This is a genomic window from Okeania sp. SIO3I5 (assembly GCF_010672085.1).
GTDB lineage: Bacteria > Cyanobacteriota > Cyanobacteriia > Cyanobacteriales > Microcoleaceae > Trichodesmium.
In genome coordinates this window covers 24,019-44,187 of record NZ_JAAHHT010000058.1, presented here as the reverse complement: position 1 = coordinate 44,187, position 20,169 = coordinate 24,019, and the positions used below count along the sequence as shown (strand labels likewise).

Genomic DNA, 20,169 nt, shown 5'->3' with positions numbered 1-20,169 from the left:
CTTCTGCTTTTCTAGATTTATAGGTTTAACTACGAGGGAGGCTATAGACTTATGTCTTCCTCCGCTAGAAAGGATTTTCACCCATTTAAAATTAGGTCAATGGCTGTTGGCAAGTTTATGTTTTACACCCGTAAGGCACTATTATATCTAATAAACCTTTTCTTTGTCAAAGATGGATAAAAGTTGATAGATTTCTAGATCTTTCTATTGATTCGGCAAAACTTTACAATACTCTTATATAATTTCTTTTTGGGCAGAATAATTGCAGAAAAATCAAGAGACAATTCTGACTCCTGACTCCTGACTCCTGACTCCTACCCTAAACAGACATTTCTCCCACTACTTCCAAACGCTTAAAATTACTGAGTGACATATAATTTTCCTCCAGAGTCTCAGCAAGAGTAGGACTTATCCAACCCATCTGAGTTAATAAATGAATAGCCACAGCATATTTTGCCCTTTTTGCACCATCATTAACTTTTATAGCCAAACCCATACCTTCACCTACCCTACCAATACATTGAACTCCCTCAGCTCCAGACTTACTAACAACTTCTCCCGAAGTTAAGCGCATTAACTCTGTATCAAAATGTCCCTCTCCCCCAACCATTTCTGGATGATATGTCATAGCCCGGACAATTCGTTCTAGATCCAAACTATTACCTGAAGCTAGTTTGGCATACAAAGTTGCCATTTGAGTCAATTGTAGGAGATAAGTTGGAGCGCCACAGTCATCACGAGCGCCGATAAATTCTACAGCAGGCATTCCCAGTAATTCAGCTATTTTGCTAATAATTAACTGTTGTACTGGATGCTTCATTTCCAAGTAAGATTCCATCGGCCAATTTCTTTGTTGACAAACAGCTAACATACCTGCGTGCTTACCAGAACAATTATATTGCAAAGGACTATTTCGATCTGGTGGAGTTGGACATTGTAGCTTTGATGGGTCAATATCACAACGCCATAAAACATTAAACACCTGTCTTGCTTGCTCTATTGTACCTTGATGAGAGCTACATATAATAGCTAAGTCTATATCAGTTAAGTCATATCGTTCTAGAGTGCCTGTAGTAGTAACTCCTAAAGCTTGAAATGGTTTGAGAGCTGAACGAACAAATGTAGCTGTATCAGCATCTCCTGCTACAGATAAAACTCGACCTCTATAGTCGCATATAGTGGCCTGAACTTGGTGAGTTGATTCAACAATACCTTCTCTAAGTAGTCTAACTTCCAGTTGTGCAGTTTGTGTTCTTTTTCCCCTGGTCATTTCAGTTATCAATTATCAATTATCAATTATCAATTATCAGTACCTCCTACTGAATTAGGAGACGCGCGAAAATCCGTAATTTCCTTTTTTATCCCGTTGAAAGGGGAAGTTCTTGACCTTATTTCTCCCTCATTTTTCTTGATTATGTTTGGTAATTGGAGTATCAATCAAGTACATTATTTAACTATACTTTTGGAGAGTATTTATCAAGTTAAGATTTACACCCATGAACCTATTATTTGTAGATATAATTATCAATACTTTTAACTAGAATCAGCTCTTAATCAATATGCTTGCTTTGTGTTAGTTTGTTCTACAAAAATAGGGAAGGTAAAAATCAATAAGATTGCTAACTTGTGATCTACTAATATTATCGCACTTTTTCAAAGTGCCTTTGAGAGATTTTATAGACAAAACCAGATAATTCCACCAATAAAAATTAGTAAGAAAAAACTATAAAAAGTTTTGCTTAATCTTTGTAGAAGTGGTTGAACTTGATATTGAAGTATTAATCGATCCTTGGTAATTTCCTCTGGTGTTTTTAGCCATGTTTGCCCATCATACCAACCAGACTCCTCATAAAAAACTTTGGTATTCGCAAGACGTGACCGGACATAATTCCAACCTAAATAAAGTCGTAACAATACCAAAATTAAAATTACTCCTGCACCTGCCGAACTACTCAGTAAAAATTGCATCAAATATTTTTCTGGTGGAAAACTTGCTGCCGCGACAGGGCCTGATACTAACCAACTCCAGACCCAAACCCAGACTAACTTCCTTAAATAATGAGGTCTTTCTAATGTTACCCAGTCAAATAACCAGGAATTTTTGAGTTCTTCGTATTCGTTGGCGGGTTGTTGTTCTGGTGGAACAGGAGAATTAGATGTTATCTGTCTAATCATAAATAATTTTTTTCCTCACCTATTTTATAACCGCAAAGAACTAATTCTTATGGACAGTTACAGTCTAATCGATCAATGATGAAATATCTATTCTTTCTGCATGACCCCAGAATGCTTCTAAATTATAGAAATCTCGTTCTTCAGGCTTTAATATATGAACTATAACGTCAGCATAATCCATTAATATCCAAGAACTTTCGCTTTGGCCTTCCACTCCTAAAGGATAAACTTGTCTCTCTTGTTCTACCTTTTCAGCGATCGCCTGAGATATAGCTCTTACTTGGACATGAGAATAACCTGTAATAATCACAAAGTAGTCTGCCAAATAAGATACTTCTGATACTTTAATTACAACAATGTTATCTCCTTTACGGTCTAATGCAGCGTTAACAATTGTGGATGTCAATTCTAAGGTTTGATCTGGTTCCGAATTTATTGTAGTTTTTTCAGTTGACAAAGATTGAATATGAGGGTAACTTGACATAAAATTATCTATTTTCTTAATTATTTGAATTGGTAATTGATACTGGCCTTTATATTATATTGATCGTATCTTGTAAATTTCTTGGCTGCTTCATTTTCTGGGGAGCCAGTTGTATTTTGGCCTTTTCCATAAACCAATTTCTCGTCAATATAATTTGTGCGTGAATCAAAGTATGTAAGCCAAGCAGGTGTTTTATAATATAATCACTGGTTAGCCAAACTGCTTGGTAGAGATTTTTTTGAGTAAGTTGTCTCAAATGCTCTAACTCAGGGGTCTTACCTCTACCAGGTTCCAAAGTATCTGCCAAGAAAATTACGCAACTTAGCTGATTCATAGCTGGACATCCTAATGTATCGTTAGTGATCCCTGCTAAAATTTCCGCATATTCTATGCCAAATTCTTGTTTGGCCACAATTGCACTAACATCTGCATGAAGCAACTGAGGACAAACTGCTGCTACTGGGTCTATTTCTAAGCCTTCTGACTTAGAGATTTCTAATAGACTTTGGGGAGAAAAGTATTTAGCTAAGTCGTGCATTAGTCCTGCCAGTCTAGCTTTTTATTGATTTAGGCCATAATAGCTAGCTAGTTCCTCTGTCATTTTTTCTACTCTGAGAATATGTCTAATTCTAGAGGTAGGGGCATGAACTGAAAGCCATTTTCAAACTTTTTCTTTGATTTGAACCAAGTCTAATTTTTCTGGTTTGGTTAAAAGTTCCTTAGCTTTCATAGAAATTATTCTGACTCCAAACTTGATAATTTTTATAATTGTAAATATAAATTTATATCTGCGGATTGATATCAATTATAATCAGAATTATTTTTAGTGAGGGACTCTTGAGTTAAAATTTTTTCATACTAATTCTCAAGCGTGAACATCAAAAGAATCTCCTTTTTAGCATTTATTTGAGTAAGTTACTATTTCCAATAATTTAGTTGTTTAGCTATGGATTAATTTTTCTCGATCTGGGGAATTCTAAATATAGAAATATTAGTTATTTCCACCTTGGCAATGAAAATTTTCTGATTAACCTAGAGCTGACAATAGTAAATTATATCGAGATATACTAACAATGAGTAATAACTCATTTTGCTAGAATAAGCTAAACTGAAAATTTCTTAATTTTCCACAGATTTGTACTAACAGAAAGTCTGAAACATAGAAATATGCCATCTTCAGAGTCGTCATCCCCAATATCACAGTCTGAGGAAACAGCTACTCAGTCAGACACCTTGTCAACTGACTTTGTTGTTGAATTCTGGGGTGTGCGAGGTAGTATACCTACTCCCGGTAGTAGCACAGTCCGCTATGGTGGTAATACCTCTTGTGTAGAAATACGTGTAGGGGGAAAACGTTTGATTTTTGATGCAGGTACAGGACTAAGAGTATTGGGTTTAAACTTACTTAAGCAAATGCCAGTGGAAGCTCATATATTTTTTAGTCATACTCACTGGGACCATATTCAAGGTTTCCCTTTTTTTGTGCCTGGATTTGTACCAATTAATAAATTTCACATTTATGGCGTAATAGCACCTGATGGTACTACTATTAAGGAATCTTTATCCGATCAAATGGTAAATCCTAACTTTCCTATTCCATTACAGGTAATGGGTTCGGAGATGAAGTTTTATGACTTTAGGAATGGAGATGTAATTAAGGTTGATGATATTGAGATTGAAACAGCTCCTCTAAATCACCCAAATTTTGCCGTTGGATATCGAGTTTGTTGGGAGGGTAAAACTGTAGTTTATTGTCCAGACACAGAACATTATGAAGACCGTTTTGATGAAAATGTGCTTCATTTAGCTCGTAATGCAGATCTATTAATTTATGATGCTACCTATACAAATGAAGAATATTATGATATAAAATCCCCGAAAATCGGTTGGGGACATTCTACTTGGGAGGTAGGGGTAGAAATAGCTAAAAAGGCCGGAGTCAAACAAATAGCTATGTTTCAACACGATCCTGCTCATAATGATGATTTATTGGATGAAGTTCAAGTAGCTCTCCAATCAATATTTCCTAATGGGTTAGTAGCAAAAGAAGGTATGACAATTCCTATTGTTTAGTCAGGTTAAAAATTATAGATGAAATCGCATAGAGATTATATTCATGTCAAGAGCTAATCTCAGAAAGAGGCGTAGAGAAAGACCACATCTTTTTTTGTTGTTACTACTGATATTTTTGTGGAGTGCGAGTTGTGGTTGGGTTATGACAAAAATCTCTACTGCAACTGCTATTTCAGAAATTAATTCTGAATTAATTAGCAATGTTGATGTGGTTCCCCAAGGTTATCGGTTAGGACTATCTTTATATTTAGAGAGTTGTGCGACTTGTCATGTTGCAGTACCACCTCAAGTCCTCCCTACAGAAAGTTGGCAAATAATTCTCCGAGATTCTCAACATTACGGTGTACAACTCCCTCCTCTTATAGATCCACCCCGTCAACTTGTTTGGAAATATATACAGGTATCTTCTCGTCGCAAATCTCAGCAAGATGAGAGAATACCTTATAGAATTGCTAGTTCTCGTTATTTCAAGGCACTTCATCCAGGGATAGAACTTCCCCAAAAAGTAAATATCAAGGGTTGTGTTTCTTGTCATCCCAAAGTTCAAAATTTTGATTTTCGGACTCTCAGTTCAGAATGGACAGAATGAATTCAAAATTCAAAAGTTAAAAGTAATGGAAGTAGGAAAACAGGGTAAACTACCAGGCATCAAATCACAGATTATGATGTTGGCTTTCAGTAGCCCTCCAGTATATCCCATATAGTTAATTGTCTTGGTACAAAATCAAGATTGCTAACTTTACAAGATAACCAGGAGCCTCCAGGCTGGTTTACAGACAACCCCAAAGCAGCTATATTTTTAGCACCATTATAATCAGCATCGCCTTTCCATCCACAATTTTTGCAATGATAATCCTTACCATTCCGGTATGATTTACCTTTTGTAGGATGAATATGCAAACATTTATGACAAGTTTGGGAAGTGTAAGCTGGATTAACTAATATTAGTTTCACTCCATGCAACACACATTTATAAGTGAGAAACATCCGAAACTGATAAAATGCCCAGTTATTTAGATAACCTTCGTTCTTTCTTGCTCCTACGTTGCTGATTAATCCTAGTTCTAATGTTAGTTAAATCTTCAATGGCTATTGCAGTCTTATTAGTCGCTGCTTTCTTAACTAAATAAGTTGTTATTTGATGATTAATATGTTTTTGAAAGCGGCGTTCTTTGCCAGATAACCGTTGCTGTAGTTGCCGACATCTTCTCCTACTACTACGAGTGCCTTTAGCTGCTTTTTGTTCTAGAACTGCTCTCATTTGAGAATAATGATTTCTCTTATTTGTTATTTTCTTACCTGACCATGATTCATCTTCTGATGTTGTTGCAATATCTGTTCGGCCTAAATCAATACCAATTACTTTATCTGTATTTGTTGGCTCGGGCGCAATATTATCAATATGAATATTAATATAGTAACTGCCATCTTTTCTTCTACTTAATATAGCAGATTTCGGCTTACTACCTTTTAATATTCCACGTTGATAATTTCCAATGAGTAATTCAATTTTAGTTCTTTTGGTTAGCAGCTTTAGACTAACAATCCATTTTCTTGTATCTAGACTAAATGTTCTACTATCATAATCCACTGATGTCGGAGCAAAAGTTAATTCCTTTTTAATATGATTAGTTCTTGATGTTTTTCTATTAGAACATACTCGTCTAATGGCATGAATTGTTGTTTGTGCTGATAAATGAAACTTTTCTCTAACTGTATCGTACATTAAGGCTTGCACTGCTACATTGTTTGTCAATTTCTTATCACTATTTAAGTGAACATATTGGCAAGCATTCGCGTATTCTACCATTGTGGCATTCATTTCTTTTGCCAGTTCTGGTGATACCTTCAATTTGCAGGATATAGTCTTTATTTGTTTCATAGCTCTATCATACTTCAATAGGTGAAATAATAGTAATGAAACAGATATTAACATTACTTATAAATTCCTACCAACACTAAATTAAAAATTATAGTGCGGGACTCCTTTATTATTGTGGTTGAAAAACCATAAAAAACCTACCCCAGGGCAAACCTAAGTCTTTAAGTAAAAAGTCAAAAGTAAGCGAAAAAAGTGCCAGCTTTTCGGTCTATAGAGCTGCAAAAAGTTACCATTTTGAGCAGACAAGATTCGCTCTCTCAAACCTCCCGACACTTCCCACACTTCCCAGACTCCCCACCCCGATCCGGCTTGGTTTTAGACCCGTGAATTTTTGATAAAATAATTGATACCCATTTTTTAACAACCAAATAATTTTAAACTGACTAAACTCAGACAAGAATTATATTGACAAAATCAATAAAAAATGGTAATGGAAACAGCCATTTTGACAGTTAATAATTGAAATTTAACTTAGATAATAACTATGTTCAAAAAACTGCTAGGAGACCCCAACGCACGTAAACTCAAGAAATTTCAACCTTGGGTGACAGATATCAATATTCTTGAGGAAGATATTCAAAAGCTTTCAGATGAAGAGTTGAGGGCAAAAACGGGAGAATTTAGACAAGCTCTGGAAAAAGCAAAAACCAAGGATCAAGAAAAGGAAATATTAGAAGATATTTTACCTGAAGCTTTTGCAGTGGTTCGAGAAGCAGGAAAGCGAGTGCTGGGGATGCGACACTTTGATGTCCAACTATTGGGGGGCATCATTTTACATCAAGGCCAAATCGCAGAAATGAAAACTGGGGAAGGTAAAACTCTTGTTTCTACTTTGCCAGCATACTTAAATGGTTTAACAGGTAAGGGTGTTCATGTTATTACTGTTAATGACTACCTGGCGAGACGGGATGCGGAATGGATGGGACAAGTGCATCGGTTTCTGGGTTTAAGTGTGGGGTTAATTCAACAGGGTATGAACCCAGAGGAACGGAAAAGAAATTATGCCTGCGACATTACTTATGCTACTAACAGCGAGGTTGGATTTGACTACTTGCGTGATAATATGGCAACTAGCATGGATGAAGTAGTACAACGTCCATTTAATTTTTGCACTATTGACGAAGTTGATTCGGTATTGGTGGATGAGGCACGAACTCCTTTAATTATTTCTGGGCAGGTGGAAAGACCGAGTGAAAAGTATATTAAGGCAGCAGAAATTGCAGCAGCTTTGAGTAAGGACAATGAACATTATGAAGTAGATGAAAAAGCAAGAAATGTTTTATTGAGTGATGAGGGTTTTGCCGAAGCAGAACAATTATTGGGAGTACAAGATTTATATAATCCTGAAGATCCTTGGGCGCATTTTGTGTTTAATGCTTTGAAGGCAAAAGAGTTATTTATCAAAGATGTTAACTATATTGTGCGTGATGAGGAAGTTGTTATTGTTGATGAATTTACTGGTAGGGTAATGCCAGGACGACGTTGGAGTGATGGTTTGCATCAGGCGATCGAGGCAAAGGAAAGGGTGGATATTCAACCGGAAACTCAGACACTGGCAACTATTACTTATCAGAATTTCTTTTTGCTTTATCCGAAGTTGTCGGGAATGACGGGAACGGCAAAAACTGAAGAAACAGAATTTGAAAAGATTTATAATCTACAAGTAACGATCGTACCTACTAATAGACCAACTGGTAGAAAAGATTTATCAGATGTGGTTTATAAAACAGAGGTAGGAAAATGGAAGTCGATCGCTCAAGAATGTGCAGATATGCACCAAGAAGGTCGCCCGGTGTTAGTAGGTACAACGAGTGTGGAAAAATCGGAGTTACTATCTAATTTGTTAGGTCAACTGAAGGTTCCTCACCAACTCCTGAATGCTAAACCAGAAAATGTGGAGCGGGAATCAGAAATTGTGGCACAAGCAGGTCGTGGTGGTGCGGTAACTATTGCCACGAATATGGCAGGTCGAGGTACGGATATTATTTTGGGTGGAAATGCTGAGTATATGGCAAGGTTGAAACTACGGGAGTATCTGATGCCTAGAGTTGTGAAACCAGAAGATGATGATGCTATGGGTATGGTGCGCATACCAGGAGCGAAGAAGTCTAATTCAGCAAAAGGTTTTGGTCCTGAGAAAAAGGTGAAAACTTGGAAGGTTTCGCCTCAAATATTCCCTGTTAAGTTGTCGCCACAAACAGAGGGAATGTTGAAGTCAGCAGTAGATTTTGCGGTGAAAGAGTGGGGTGAAAGAGCGCTGCCAGAATTGGTGGTGGAAGATAAGGTGGCGATCGCTGCGGAAAAAGCTCCGACTGAAGACTCAGTTATTCAAAAGTTGCGGGAAGTTTATAATTTAATTCGCCAAGAATACGAAACTTACACAGAGAAGGAACACGATCAAGTAATAGGATCTGGTGGGTTGCACGTTATTGGTACTGAGCGCCACGAGTCACGGCGTATTGATAATCAGTTGCGGGGAAGAGCGGGGCGACAAGGTGACCCTGGTTCGACTAAATTTTTCTTGAGTTTGGAAGATAACTTATTACGGATTTTTGGTGGCGATCGTGTTGCTGGAATGATGCAGGCGTTTGGGGTTGAGGAAGATATGCCAATTGAGTCTGGGTTGTTGACTCGTTCGTTGGAAGGTGCGCAGAAGAAGGTGGAAACTTATTATTATGATATGCGGAAGCAGGTGTTTGAGTATGATGAGGTGATGAATAATCAACGTCGGGCGATTTATGCGGAACGCCGACGGGTATTGGAAGGTAGGGATTTGAAGGAACAGGTGATTAAGTATGCGGAGCAAACTATGGATGATATTGTGGAGGCGTATATTAATCCTGAGTTGCCTTCGGAAGAGTGGGAGTTAGATAAGTTGGTGGAGAAGGTGAAGCAGTTTGTGTATTTGTTGGCAGATTTGACGCCGGAGCAGTTGTTCGATTTGTCGATGGAGGATATTAAGACTTTTATGCACGAGCAAGTGAGGAATGCTTATGATATTAAGGAGGCGCAGGTGAATCAGATTCGTGGTGGTTTGATGCGGGATGCGGAACGTTTCTTTATTTTGCAGCAGATTGATACTTTGTGGCGGGAGCATTTGCAGCAGATGGATGCGTTGCGGGAGTCGGTTGGTTTGCGGGGTTATGGGCAGAAAGATCCGTTGATTGAGTATAAGAGTGAGGGTTATGAGTTGTTTTTGGATATGATGACGGATATTCGGAGGAATGTGGTTTATTCTATGTTCCAGTTCCAACCGCAACCTGCTGTGGAGACTGCGGCAGCGGAGACGGTGTAGTTTTGATTAATGGATAATGGATAATTGATAATTATTTGATTGCTAACTTTTGTACTAAATTGAAGACTTTTGCATTCAAAAAGTTTGCTTGTTACTCAAAGTTTAAAATTTTAATCATTATCAATTATCAATTGGTAAAAATTGATGGTTTCGAGTGGGGGGTATTCTGAGGTTTACCTCCACTTTTTTTTCAGTTATCAGTTAACAGTAAAAAAAAACATAGAAAAAAAACCACAGAAACCGGGTTGATATTAAATGCCTCACTACCTAATATCTACCTCCCATAAACCCGGTTTCTTATAAGGAAAAAAAACCACAGAAACCGGGTTGATATTAAATGCCTCACTACCTAACATCTACCTCCCATAAACCCGGTTTCTTATAACGTAGGCAAAATACCTACCGGGAAAAATCACAAATCATTTTGTTGACTAAACCAATGCTGAATTAAATTAGTTAAGGGTTGAATCATGGTCATATTTTTAGCATTAAGAATAGCCTTAAGGGTTTTTTTCAGTTGTGTTAGAAGACTAACTTTTGGTTGGGAAGTTTGATTTTCTGCAAGGTTTTCAGTATGGATATCTTGGTATCCGAAAAAAATGCCGAATTGTCTAATAATCATAGTTTTTCAAATCCTTTATTTTTGATTAGTGAGTTTAGGATTAATCCTTACTTTCTAGTTTGATTTGTTTGTGTTGTTTTGCCAAGAGTTGCACAAGTTGTATATGTTCAACTGGTTGAACGTGCAACGGTTGAACAAGAGTTGAACAAGTTTTAGTTTAGAATAGAGAAAATTTTGTAAAAATCAAGAATGACAAGACCTAAAAAGTTTAAAAAGGTAGGAGAAAAATTTAAAGAGCTATTATTTGAAACTAAACGCTTTAAATCTCAAAATGAACTGTCAAGGGAAAGTGGTTTAGATAAAGACTATATTTCAAAGGTAGTTAATGGATATATAAGAAGTCCTGGATCTGAGAAAATTAAACAAATAGCTGAAGCTTTTGCAAAAAAAAGTGGATTGTCTGTAGATGATGAAATGGCTGAATTAACAAGATTATTTGCTAATGATGGTAATAGTTTTAATCAAGAGGAACAGGAGCGATCACTCTCTGAAAATACTCCAAAAAATGAAGTGCAGCTTGTAGAAAAAATATCACCCACAAAATATATTTTTTCAGAGATAAATAATTCAGAAAATGATATTGATGGTTTGGTTCAAAAAATCAAATATAAACGAGATGAAAGCACTAAATTTCACCATAGAAAACTAGATATTTTATGGACAAGAGAAATTAAAATAACGAAAAGTTATACAATTTATACAGATGAAAATATTTTAGAAAATTCTAATAATCCAAGATGGTTAGAAATTTCTGATTTACTGAAAAATTTTGAACTAGAGCAGATAAACTTAGAAGAATTTGATCGATTAGAATGGAGTCAAACTATTAGAAAAAAATCAGGATTAGAGGTTTTAGAGGTTGTTGAAAAATATAAGTTTCGGAAAAGCTTTCTTCTTATTAGAATAGTCGATTTCTGATATTAGCTTTAACTCCAGAAGATTTGTTCCGAGTGGCAGAAATTTTGGAGATATATCAAGACAGTAGAATTGATGAGTGTAGATGCTAGCGTCATGGCAATAGCAGAACGTTTGGAAATACGAAAGTCTTGACTTTGGATAGAAGAGATTTTCAGCTATTTCGACCTAAGCATTGTCAATTTTTTGAGATTATGCCGTAAATTTTTATAAATATCCATTAAAATTAAGTAAATTTAGTAAATAATAGTAATGGCAAGTACAATAGTTAGCGATCAAGGGCAAATAACTATTCCTGAAGAAATAAGGGACTACCTTAAACTGAATGCAGGAAGTAAAATAGAATTTGTTATTGATGAACAAGGACAGGTTAAAATAATTCCTCTGAAATTCTCTGTGGAAGACTTGTCGGGTATTCTACATTATCCTGGAATTGAGAAAGCAACCATTGAGGATATGGAAAACGCGATTCAGGAGGCAGCTATTGATTGGAGTTGATACCAATATTCTAGTTCGCTATTTGACTAGAGATGATGAACTTCAGTGGCAGAAAGCACTCTTAATTCTTAGAGAAAATCAGGAATTACGCATAATCATACAACTCACTATTAACAGAAAGAGCGATGCAAATCCAAGACTACTTCAATTTCCTAGCGCCTGATGATATCCGCATCAAAGGTAGCCGCATTGGTATCGAAAGTGTTCTCTATGAATACATTTATCGTGCGAAAACTCCCGAAGAAATTGCTGAACAATTTCAGACTATTACCCTGGAAGATGTTTACGCCACCATCCTCTATTATTTACATAATAAAGAGGAAGTCAGAACATACTTAGCTGACTGGCTAGAGTTTTGTCGCCAACAACGGGAAGAGCAAATGCGTAATCCTTCCCCAGCACGGCAGAGGTTTCGGCAATTGGCAATAGATGTTCAGCAAGAGTATATTGAGTCAGGGAACACTGTATGACGATTCAATATTTACTTGATGAGCATATCGCCCCCCTGTACCGGACCCAACTGGTGCGTCAAGCACCCGATCTTGTTGTCAGAATGATTGGCGATCCAGACGCTCCTCCCAAAGGAACTCTTGATCCAGAGATTTTAATTTGGTGTGAGACTCATAATTTCGTTTTAGTGACAAACAATCGAAAATCTATGCCTAAACACCTGGCAGATCATCTTACAGAAGGTCACCATGTACCAGGGATTTTTATCATCGATCCATCCAAAAATATTGGTGAAATTCTCACAGAGTTAATCATTATTGCGGGAGTTTCCTTTCTCAATGAATATCAAGACAGACTTGAATACTTACCATTGAGCAAATAATAAGATATTGATACACCGCTTGTAGGGGCGAACGGTTGTTTGCCCCTACTAGGTATGGTATTTCTGCGTAAAGTCCTGATAATTAATTACCCAGTTTGTCACTCGTTAATATGATGTACCCAGGATGCTCCGCAGTTATTAGCAGCATCCACAAGTCGCCTATCTGCAGTCCAAAAATGTGCTTGTTGTGATTCTGCCAAAGCTAAGTAAGCAGCATCATAAGCAACGGTTTGGTTGAGTCGAACAGACCATTCTAGAGCAAGCTGATGTAATCTAAGTGTAGGTAGGATTTCTGTGATTCCCATAGCCAAAATAGATTGGAGTGCAGCGATCGCTTGTTCGGAAGATATTCTGCCGATCGCCATTCCCTTGCGGAGACTGGAAACTATTTCTTAGCTCCACAAACTAGGAACTATTAATTCGGCATTTTCTTCTTGCCACTGCTGCGTCTTTGCCAAAGAAACTGATGTATAGGGTAGGGCGATCGCCAAAGCCAAAATTATATTTGAGTCCGGTACAATTTTCATAGTTCCCCTGTAATTATTTTCTCAATTTGCTCTTCTCGTTCGGTTCTAACTTCCGCAACCAGATCGCCAGAATAGATGCCATGAGTTTCTTGGATTTCTGCTCGGAGGGAATTTAAACATTCTAAAGCTTTTTGAGGTTAGCGATCGCTTTAACCAGAGATTCCATCGCTTCTTTGTTTCAGGGTTTCTAATCCCAGACGCACTACTTCCACAGCAACTTCAGAGAGTGTCTGATGCTTTTGAGTCGCTAACTGGAGTAGGGTATCGTACTGTTCTGGTTCTAAAACCAGTAGGGGATATAGATATTTTGTCATCTCATTCTGTGAACATAAATGTTTTGGGAATGCTTCCTATTATCTCATTATTTTGAGTAAATCCTAAACAATAAACCGGGTTGATTACCCTGATTATTCAAATTTGGAAATTTCGTCGATAAACCCGGTTTCTGCGTAACTCCTAGATTTATCAAAAATTTTCAACTCTATTTCCATTTATGAAAATAGTGTGTTATTCTGTAATCATGGGAAAAAGTACGCGCAGATAGAGTCACTTGTAAAACAATTATGACTTACACACCCAAACAAGAAACCGGGTTTACTGCTCTGATTATTAAAATCGCAAAATTTCCTGCATAAACCCGGTTTCTGCGTAAGTCCTAACTATCAAAACTATGTCGAGAGCAATAATATGACAAATATATCCGTTCAACATGAACCACCACTTCCAGCAAAGTCAACTTTGCCTACCATGTACGACTTACCAAGCGAAAACCCGGAGGAACCTGGTTTGCCAGACCAATTTCACTACTTTCAACCTCAACTTTTAGACCAAACTTTTCAACCTCGCAACTGGTCTCCCGATCTTTTATTTTGTGGCGTTGATATGAATCTCTACTACGATGTCAAACATCCTAAATGGTACAAACGCCCAGACTGGTTTGCAGTTGTGGGAGTGCCAAGGTGGTATGAACAATCGGATATGCGCTTGAGTTATGTAGTTTGGGACGAAAAAATTAACCCGTTGGTAGTAGTCGAGTTATTATCTCCGGGTACAGAAGATGAAGATTTGGGAGAGACAATAGCAGAAAAGGGAAAACCTCCTACTAAATGGGAAGTTTACGAGAGGATTCTCCGAGTACCTTATTATGTTACTTTCAGTCGCTATACTAATGAAATTAAGGCGTTTCATTTGGTAGGCGATCGCTACCAAAGAGCAGAGTTGAATGAGGGGCGTTTGTCGGTTCCGGAGGTAGAACTCAGTCTGGGTTTGTGGCAGGGTAGTTACAAGAAGAGAGATAGACTTTGGTTGCGGTGGATGACTCCGGAAGGAGATTTGATACCGACGATAGAAGAGAAGGAAGCAAAAGCTCAAGAGGAGGCAGCAGTAGCTAAACAACAAGCTACCAATGCCGAACAACGAGCTACCAATGCTGAACAACGAGCTACCAATGCTGAACAGGAGGCCACAGTAGCTAAACAACAAAAGGAGCGCTTGGCAGCAAAACTGCGAGAGTTGGGTATCGATCCTGACGATTTGAGTAGCTAAACAACAAAAGGAGCGCTTGGCAGCAAAACTGCGAGAGTTGGGTATCGATCCTGACGATTTGAGTTAAATAGTTTTTTTGTAGGTTGGGTGAGGCAGTACACTACTCAAGCTAAAATAGCAGTAATGCTCTGTACCACTAGAGCGAACTCTTTGGTTGAAGAGTTGATATCAAATCCGGTAGTATTAGTATAGAAAAGCAGAGAAAATGGGTTTGTATCAAATGCTCTTGTACGGACGTTGCTTGAGCATTAATGCGTTTTCATATAAGAAATGCTCCTATTCCATGTCGCGTAGCGTTAACGGAGTTGTGCTTTAGCTAAACGTCCTTACCGTTGACCTCCCACAAACCCGGTTTCTGATAACACTCTGAAACAAGCGGATTTGATATGAGAGATGGGCAGGGAGCGATCGCTATCCAAACCAGCAAAAGTAACAATTGACTCTGTAAACTCCTGCAATTGTAGGGGTTTCGTTTCCAAACCCCTACCTAGGTTGCGTGAATTGTAGCAATGCTACTGGATTTGATATAAAAAGTCCTCAGCGACAATAGGAAGCAAGCAATTTTGCACTACCCCTGAGATTTCTTCCTTCCAAGAGTTCCAGTCGCAATGATCTACAATAACTAATTATTGGGATTAGATATTACCAGACAAACATGACTACTTTCAATTTGATACACCAAAACCTACAGACAAACCTGGAGACAACTTGAAATCGCGCTCTCGAAGGTGACAACCTATCTCCAGGAGAGGCACTTTTATTGTTATCCCCCACTCCTCCACTCCTCCACTCCCCAACTCCCCAACTCCCCAACTCCCCCAATCCCCCAATCCCCCAATCCCCCACTCCTTAAAAAAGACTTTTTCAGCAAACCCTAACTAGCATCCTGTAATTCTCCTGGACTTACAGACAATATTTTAGTTTCTAAACCACGTTTGACCGAAATTTTTAGAGGTTTACCAATTTGACTTTCCTGAACTATATTCTGTAATTCTTCAGCACTGGTAATTTTTTTACCATCAATTTCTGTAATCACATCCCCACGTCGTAAACCACCTTTAGCTGCTGGACTACCAGAAATTATCTGTGCGATTAAAACACCATCAATTTCAGGCAACTGTATTAAAGAATTAGGATTTTCATTTAACTTCTGAATGATTTCTGGAGTCAATGTAATCATCCGCACCCCAATATAAGGATGAGGTATACTTTCCCCTTTTACTAATTTTTCTTGAATCACCTTTGCTCGATCCATAGGTATCGCAAACCCAATACCTTGCCCATCTGCACGAATAGCTGTATTAATACCAATCACTTCTCCCTGGGAATTTAACAACGGACCCCCAGAGTTACCGGGATTAATGGCGGCATCAGTTTGAATAAAATCAAGACGTTTATCAGGAATACCAACTTCCGAACTGGCACGGTTTAGGGAACTGACAATACCCAAAGTAACTGTATTATCTAATCCTAGGGGATTTCCGACAGCGATCGCCCAATCCCCAACTTTTACCCGTTCAGAATTTCCTAAAGGTGCAACAGGCAAGTTTTCTCCATCAATTTTGATTACTGCTAGATCGGAAGGTTCATCCAAACCTCTAACTTCTCCTTCAAAACTACGCCCATCTTTCAGCTTGACTGTAACTGTATCTGCACCTTTAACAACATGAGCATTAGTCAAAATAATTCCACTGCTATCAGTAATAAATCCCGAACCTTGTCCCCGTTGTTGATACTCTTTGGGAAACTGGGGAAAACTCTCTCCAAAAAAGCGACGGAAAGATGGATCGTTAAAAAAATTAGGTAAGTTACGTTCTACTGTTCGTTCTGTATCTATGCGCACAACAGCGGGTCCTATTTTCTCAACTGCAGTGGCAACAAAGCTATCAGCGTTCACGGGGACTTTTGCGATTCTAGGGGTATTTGTATTTACTGCTAGCTGAGGTTGATTTTCCGTAGTTTGTCTGTTGTCTGTGGGCAGAAATACTCTGGGAAAAGTGCGTATGGCGGTTAAAGTTAGACCTGTACTTAAGGCTATAGCGACTACATAACCACCTATTTGAGGTGTAGCTGAGTTTTTTCGATCTGAAATTTTCATGGTATATTTTTATGTGAGGTAATTAAGTCAGGACTTACGCAAAGTTCCAAATCATACACCTTATGTAGGGGCGAATGGCATTCACCTTCTAGTAGATATGCTGATTCTGGGTAAGTCATGTAAGTTAATAACAGGACTTACCCAGTATGACGAAAATACGTCATTGCAACCGACAGGGAAGCAATCTCAAATCGTGGTTTTTCGTACCTCATGCGTAAGTCCTGAATAAGTAAAAGTTCAGGAGTATTTTTTATAATTATAGACATCAAACTAAAATATCTTAAATTCCTAATTTTTCTACTCCCAACTTTCAGGAATACTTGGTAAAACTTTTGAGATTTTATAGAATTTGGTAGAAAAAATATGGCCGAAAAAAAATATTAATTTGGGGTTGACAATTTGTAGGCTTAGGGTTATTATTAAAAGTAACGTGAGTAGTGTAAAGAACCTCGACAAATGAATAGCTGTAGTTTTTTAGTCATTTCTAGTATTTTAGGAGTGGTTAAAGGGTTGTTTTTCATCTTTGCATGGTACCCCATCGACGCGGGTCAGAGAATCGCTGAAACCCTGATTATTTCGTTGACCCCCGTCGATGCCATGCTGGGAGAGGGTTTGAGGGCTGTCATTTTGGCAAAATTTGCCTTGTTGATTTTTTAATCAAAGGGGTGCGTCGATTTTGGGGTCTGAAAGCCTTATTCTGTCGTGGTTCTAAAACCGAACTCTCTAGTGCTTCGTTTGAAGCGGAATTAATGGAAACCGTGGAGTGTCGAAACTTAATTCAGATTCAACTATAAAACTCTAGTGCTTCGTTTGAAGCGGAATTAATGGAAACATTAAATTCATTCACTTTATTTGGGACTATTTCACTTACTCTAGTGCTTCGTTTGAAGCGGAATTAATGGAAACTCCCTTGAGCTGTTTTTTTGAGGGAGCGAGCATGATTTTGACTCTAGTGCTTCGTTTGAAGCGGAATTAATGGAAACAAATGTTGTCAATGGAGCTTCAGCATGTGAAGCAAAACTCTAGTGCTTCGTTTGAAGCGGAATTAATGGAAACATTATGACACCCAAAAATTCTGGAAGATCACTGGTTGCCTCTAGTGCTTCGTTTGAAGCGGAATTAATGGAAACATCCAGCACCGTTTTGGTGCCCAAAGACAATACTGCTTTGCTCTAGTGCTTCGTTTGAAGCGGAATTAATGGAAACCAAATGTGACAGCAACAACAACCAAAACACCAGATACTCTAGTGCTTCGTTTGAAGCGGAATTAATGGAAACAAGTGTGACCATGGCCACGCGATCATGCTATAGAGCACTCTAGTGCTTCGTTTGAAGCGGAATTAATGGAAACTACAATGTCTACAACTCATCATATGGTAGCGTAGAACTCTAGTGCTTCGTTTGAAGCGGAATTAATGGAAACTTTGATTCTAGCTTTCATTGTTTTTTGCTCTTAAGAGCTCTAGTGCTTCGTTTGAAGCGGAATTAATGGAAACGAGTTGATGAATCCTTTCTTGTAGGCCGTCAGGGACTCTAGTGCTTCGTTTGAAGCGGAATTAATGGAAACACAGCATCATTAACTAACGCCTGTTCTGTAACACCTAGTCTCTAGTGCTTCGTTTGAAGCGGAATTAATGGAAACTTTTGGTCATCGTCATATGTTTCAGATATATGCTCCTCTAGTGCTTCGTTTGAAGCGGAATTAATGGAAACAACTCTTTAGAGGGTTTTTCTTGGTTTTTGTCTTTTGACCTCTAGTGCTTCGTTTGAAGCGGAATTAATGGAAACACAAAATCAAATGAGATAATACTAATGTCTATAGGAATCTCTAGTGCTTCGTTTGAAGCGGAATTAATGGAAACTTAATGTAGATGGTAGGGTAGTTATTACCCACTACTACTGCCTCTAGTGCTTCGTTTGAAGCGGAATTAATGGAAACAAGCTGATTGCCTCTCCAATAATGGGATCAAAATTCTCTAGTGCTTCGTTTGAAGCGGAATTAATGGAAACTTTATGCCTCTCTACCATAGAGGTTGAGGGCCATTACTCTAGTGCTTCGTTTGAAGCGGAATTAATGGAAACTCTGGAATGGTTAGCTCCCCAATTGTACTCTTTAACTCTAGTGCTTCGTTTGAAGCGGAATTAATGGAAACCTCGAGCCTTCAGACTCTTCAGAACGCCCTCCTGACTCTAGTGCTTCGTTTGAAGCGGAATTAATGGAAACTGTTTGGTCTTTTCTTACTTTAACCATTGTGCCTCCTCTAGTGCTTCGTTTGAAGCGGAATTAATGGAAACTCCAAATGAAATCTGCAACAATTAGCACAATCACTAAACTCTAGTGCTTCGTCTGAAGCGGAATTAATGGAAACTCCATTACCTTGTAACCAAGCAAACATATCTCCCCCACTCTAGTGCTTCGTCTGAAGCGGAATTAATGGAAACGTCTTCACCAAAAATAATTTGGTTTGTAATATGTCCTCTAGTGCTTCGTCTGAAGCGGAATTAATGGAAACGAGGGAGGGGCAATCACTACAGTCTCTTCAGATGGAGGCTCTAGTGCTTCGTCTGAAGCGGAATTAATGGAAACAAGAAGACATCCCCGATATTGGCTTCAAAGGAGTTAACTCTAGTGCTTCGTTTGAAGCGGAATTAATGGAAACATTTGTTGCTTTTCTTTTTCGCTCATTTCTGCAACTGCTTCCCTCTAGTGCTTCGTTTGAAGCGGAATTAATGGAAACAAAATGAAAGGTTTCACCCCCGCAACGTAATATTAGTAAGGCTCTAGTGCTTCGTTTGAAGCGGAATTAATGGAAACACAAAAGCTTCCCTTCCATGGAAAGCGTCTCGGTTTCTCTAGTGCTTCGTTTGAAGCGGAATTAATGGAAACATTAGAATGGTTTGGCATAATCGCAAAATTCCATACTCTAGTGCTTCGTTTGAAGCGGAATTAATGGAAACGTTTAGCACTGGTACGCTTAAAGGCAGTACCAAATGCTCTAGTGCTTCGTTTGAAGCGGAATTAATGGAAACGTAACAGCTACGATGAAGAACACCATAACTAGGACTCTCTAGTGCTTCGTTTGAAGCGGAATTAATGGAAACTTGAGCGATGTGATAATTTTCACCAGGTGTGAAGAGAATCTCTAGTGCTTCGTTTGAAGCGGAATTAATGGAAACTTTCTACCTTCAAGCCAATCAAAAAGACCTAAGGCCTCTAGTGCTT

The 20,169-nt window shown here is 38.2% G+C and carries 22 protein-coding genes and 1 CRISPR repeat array (1 of these 23 only partly in view); of the genes, 8 read left to right on the top strand and 14 right to left on the bottom strand.

The features are described 5' to 3' along the window. Positions 1-319: 319 nt before the first annotated feature. The 4 genes from F6K40_RS15520 to yqeK all read right to left on the bottom strand — a co-directional run bounded on the left by F6K40_RS15520 (position 320) and on the right by yqeK (position 3,209). Entirely contained in the window at positions 320-1,270 is a 951-nt protein-coding gene (locus F6K40_RS15520) for an asparaginase (protein WP_293137337.1), read from the bottom strand. A 404-nt stretch (positions 1,271-1,674) separates the two neighbouring features. Continuing rightward, a complete protein-coding gene (locus F6K40_RS15515; protein ID WP_293137336.1) occupies positions 1,675-2,175 on the bottom strand; it encodes a CGLD27 family protein in 501 nt (166 codons plus the stop codon). 64 nt (positions 2,176-2,239) lie between these two features. Further along, positions 2,240-2,659: a ribosome silencing factor gene (rsfS, locus tag F6K40_RS15510; RefSeq protein ID WP_293137335.1), complete on the bottom strand. Its 420-nt coding sequence runs from the start codon at positions 2,657-2,659 to the stop codon at positions 2,240-2,242. 49 nt (positions 2,660-2,708) lie between these two features. Beyond that, on the bottom strand, positions 2,709-3,209 hold the full coding sequence (gene yqeK, locus F6K40_RS15505; RefSeq protein ID WP_365671580.1) for a bis(5'-nucleosyl)-tetraphosphatase (symmetrical) YqeK: 501 nt from the start codon (positions 3,207-3,209) through the stop codon (positions 2,709-2,711). A gap of 617 nt (positions 3,210-3,826) precedes the next feature. Here yqeK and F6K40_RS15500 point away from each other — a divergent pair. Together F6K40_RS15500 and F6K40_RS15495 are read left to right on the top strand one after the other, a co-directional pair. Next, positions 3,827-4,732: an MBL fold metallo-hydrolase gene (locus tag F6K40_RS15500; RefSeq protein WP_293137334.1), complete on the top strand. Its 906-nt coding sequence runs from the start codon at positions 3,827-3,829 to the stop codon at positions 4,730-4,732. A gap of 142 nt (positions 4,733-4,874) precedes the next feature. Next, positions 4,875-5,321 carry a diheme cytochrome C gene (locus F6K40_RS15495; RefSeq protein WP_293137333.1) on the top strand — a complete coding sequence of 149 codons (447 nt, stop codon included), beginning with the start codon at positions 4,875-4,877 and terminating at the stop codon, positions 5,319-5,321. Positions 5,322-5,407: 86 nt separating this feature from the next. Here the strand turns inward: F6K40_RS15495 and F6K40_RS15490 are convergent, their stop codons facing one another. The 3 genes from F6K40_RS15490 to F6K40_RS15480 all read right to left on the bottom strand — a co-directional run bounded on the left by F6K40_RS15490 (position 5,408) and on the right by F6K40_RS15480 (position 6,896). Beyond that, positions 5,408-5,785, bottom strand: a complete 378-nt coding sequence (locus F6K40_RS15490) for a zinc ribbon domain-containing protein (protein WP_483143770.1) — start codon at positions 5,783-5,785, stop codon at positions 5,408-5,410. Then, a complete protein-coding gene (locus F6K40_RS15485) occupies positions 5,742-6,584 on the bottom strand; it encodes a transposase (RefSeq protein WP_293137331.1) in 843 nt (280 codons plus the stop codon). The genes F6K40_RS15490 and F6K40_RS15485 overlap by 44 nt, the downstream gene beginning before the upstream one ends. A 183-nt stretch (positions 6,585-6,767) precedes the next feature. Next, positions 6,768-6,896: a hypothetical protein gene (locus F6K40_RS15480; protein ID WP_293137330.1), complete on the bottom strand. Its 129-nt coding sequence runs from the start codon at positions 6,894-6,896 to the stop codon at positions 6,768-6,770. Between the two features lie 202 nt (positions 6,897-7,098). Between F6K40_RS15480 and secA the strand changes: the two genes are divergently transcribed. Beyond that, a complete protein-coding gene (gene secA / locus F6K40_RS15475) occupies positions 7,099-9,909 on the top strand; it encodes a preprotein translocase subunit SecA (RefSeq protein WP_293137328.1) in 2,811 nt (936 codons plus the stop codon). 412 nt (positions 9,910-10,321) lie between these two features. Here secA and F6K40_RS15470 read toward each other — a convergent pair whose 3' ends face one another. Continuing rightward, entirely contained in the window at positions 10,322-10,531 is a 210-nt protein-coding gene (locus F6K40_RS15470; protein WP_293137326.1) for a hypothetical protein, read from the bottom strand. A 189-nt stretch (positions 10,532-10,720) separates the two neighbouring features. On the opposite strand from F6K40_RS15470, the gene F6K40_RS15465 reads away from it, so the two are divergent. The 4 genes from F6K40_RS15465 to F6K40_RS15450 all read left to right on the top strand — a co-directional run bounded on the left by F6K40_RS15465 (position 10,721) and on the right by F6K40_RS15450 (position 12,776). Then, positions 10,721-11,449: a helix-turn-helix domain-containing protein gene (locus F6K40_RS15465; protein ID WP_293137324.1), complete on the top strand. Its 729-nt coding sequence runs from the start codon at positions 10,721-10,723 to the stop codon at positions 11,447-11,449. Between the two features lie 249 nt (positions 11,450-11,698). Then, positions 11,699-11,944, top strand: coding sequence for an AbrB/MazE/SpoVT family DNA-binding domain-containing protein (locus F6K40_RS15460; protein ID WP_293137322.1), 246 nt, complete (start codon positions 11,699-11,701; stop codon positions 11,942-11,944). 125 nt (positions 11,945-12,069) lie between these two features. Next, complete coding sequence (locus F6K40_RS15455) at positions 12,070-12,414, top strand: DUF433 domain-containing protein (RefSeq protein ID WP_293137320.1); 345 nt, start codon at positions 12,070-12,072, stop codon at positions 12,412-12,414. After that, positions 12,411-12,776 carry a DUF5615 family PIN-like protein gene (locus tag F6K40_RS15450; RefSeq protein WP_293137318.1) on the top strand — a complete coding sequence of 122 codons (366 nt, stop codon included), beginning with the start codon at positions 12,411-12,413 and terminating at the stop codon, positions 12,774-12,776. The genes F6K40_RS15455 and F6K40_RS15450 overlap by 4 nt, the downstream gene beginning before the upstream one ends. 98 nt (positions 12,777-12,874) lie before the next feature. On the opposite strand, the gene F6K40_RS15445 is transcribed toward F6K40_RS15450, so the two are convergent. The 3 genes from F6K40_RS15445 to F6K40_RS15435 form a co-directional block, all read right to left on the bottom strand. Continuing rightward, positions 12,875-13,141, bottom strand: a complete 267-nt coding sequence (locus F6K40_RS15445; protein WP_293137316.1) for a PIN domain-containing protein — start codon at positions 13,139-13,141, stop codon at positions 12,875-12,877. A 27-nt stretch (positions 13,142-13,168) separates the two neighbouring features. Next, complete coding sequence (locus F6K40_RS15440) at positions 13,169-13,303, bottom strand: hypothetical protein (protein WP_293137314.1); 135 nt, start codon at positions 13,301-13,303, stop codon at positions 13,169-13,171. A 149-nt stretch (positions 13,304-13,452) separates the two neighbouring features. Further along, entirely contained in the window at positions 13,453-13,617 is a 165-nt protein-coding gene (locus F6K40_RS15435) for a hypothetical protein (RefSeq protein WP_293137312.1), read from the bottom strand. Positions 13,618-13,990: 373 nt separating this feature from the next. Here F6K40_RS15435 and F6K40_RS15430 point away from each other — a divergent pair, with 373 nt between their 5' ends. Next, a complete protein-coding gene (locus tag F6K40_RS15430) occupies positions 13,991-14,848 on the top strand; it encodes a Uma2 family endonuclease (RefSeq protein ID WP_293137310.1) in 858 nt (285 codons plus the stop codon). A 326-nt stretch (positions 14,849-15,174) separates the two neighbouring features. On the opposite strand, the gene F6K40_RS15425 is transcribed toward F6K40_RS15430, so the two are convergent. From F6K40_RS15425 to F6K40_RS15415, 3 genes are all read right to left on the bottom strand, one after another. Further along, a complete protein-coding gene (locus tag F6K40_RS15425) occupies positions 15,175-15,327 on the bottom strand; it encodes a hypothetical protein (RefSeq protein ID WP_293137308.1) in 153 nt (50 codons plus the stop codon). Between the two features lie 186 nt (positions 15,328-15,513). Next, on the bottom strand, positions 15,514-15,678 hold the full coding sequence (locus tag F6K40_RS15420) for a hypothetical protein (protein ID WP_293137306.1): 165 nt from the start codon (positions 15,676-15,678) through the stop codon (positions 15,514-15,516). A gap of 44 nt (positions 15,679-15,722) precedes the next feature. Next, a complete protein-coding gene (locus F6K40_RS15415) occupies positions 15,723-16,946 on the bottom strand; it encodes an HhoA/HhoB/HtrA family serine endopeptidase (protein ID WP_293137304.1) in 1,224 nt (407 codons plus the stop codon). A 721-nt stretch (positions 16,947-17,667) separates the two neighbouring features. After that, positions 17,668-20,169: direct repeats of the CRISPR family, unit length 36 nt; unit sequence CTCTAGTGCTTCGTTTGAAGCGGAATTAATGGAAAC (it continues 96 nt past the right edge of the window).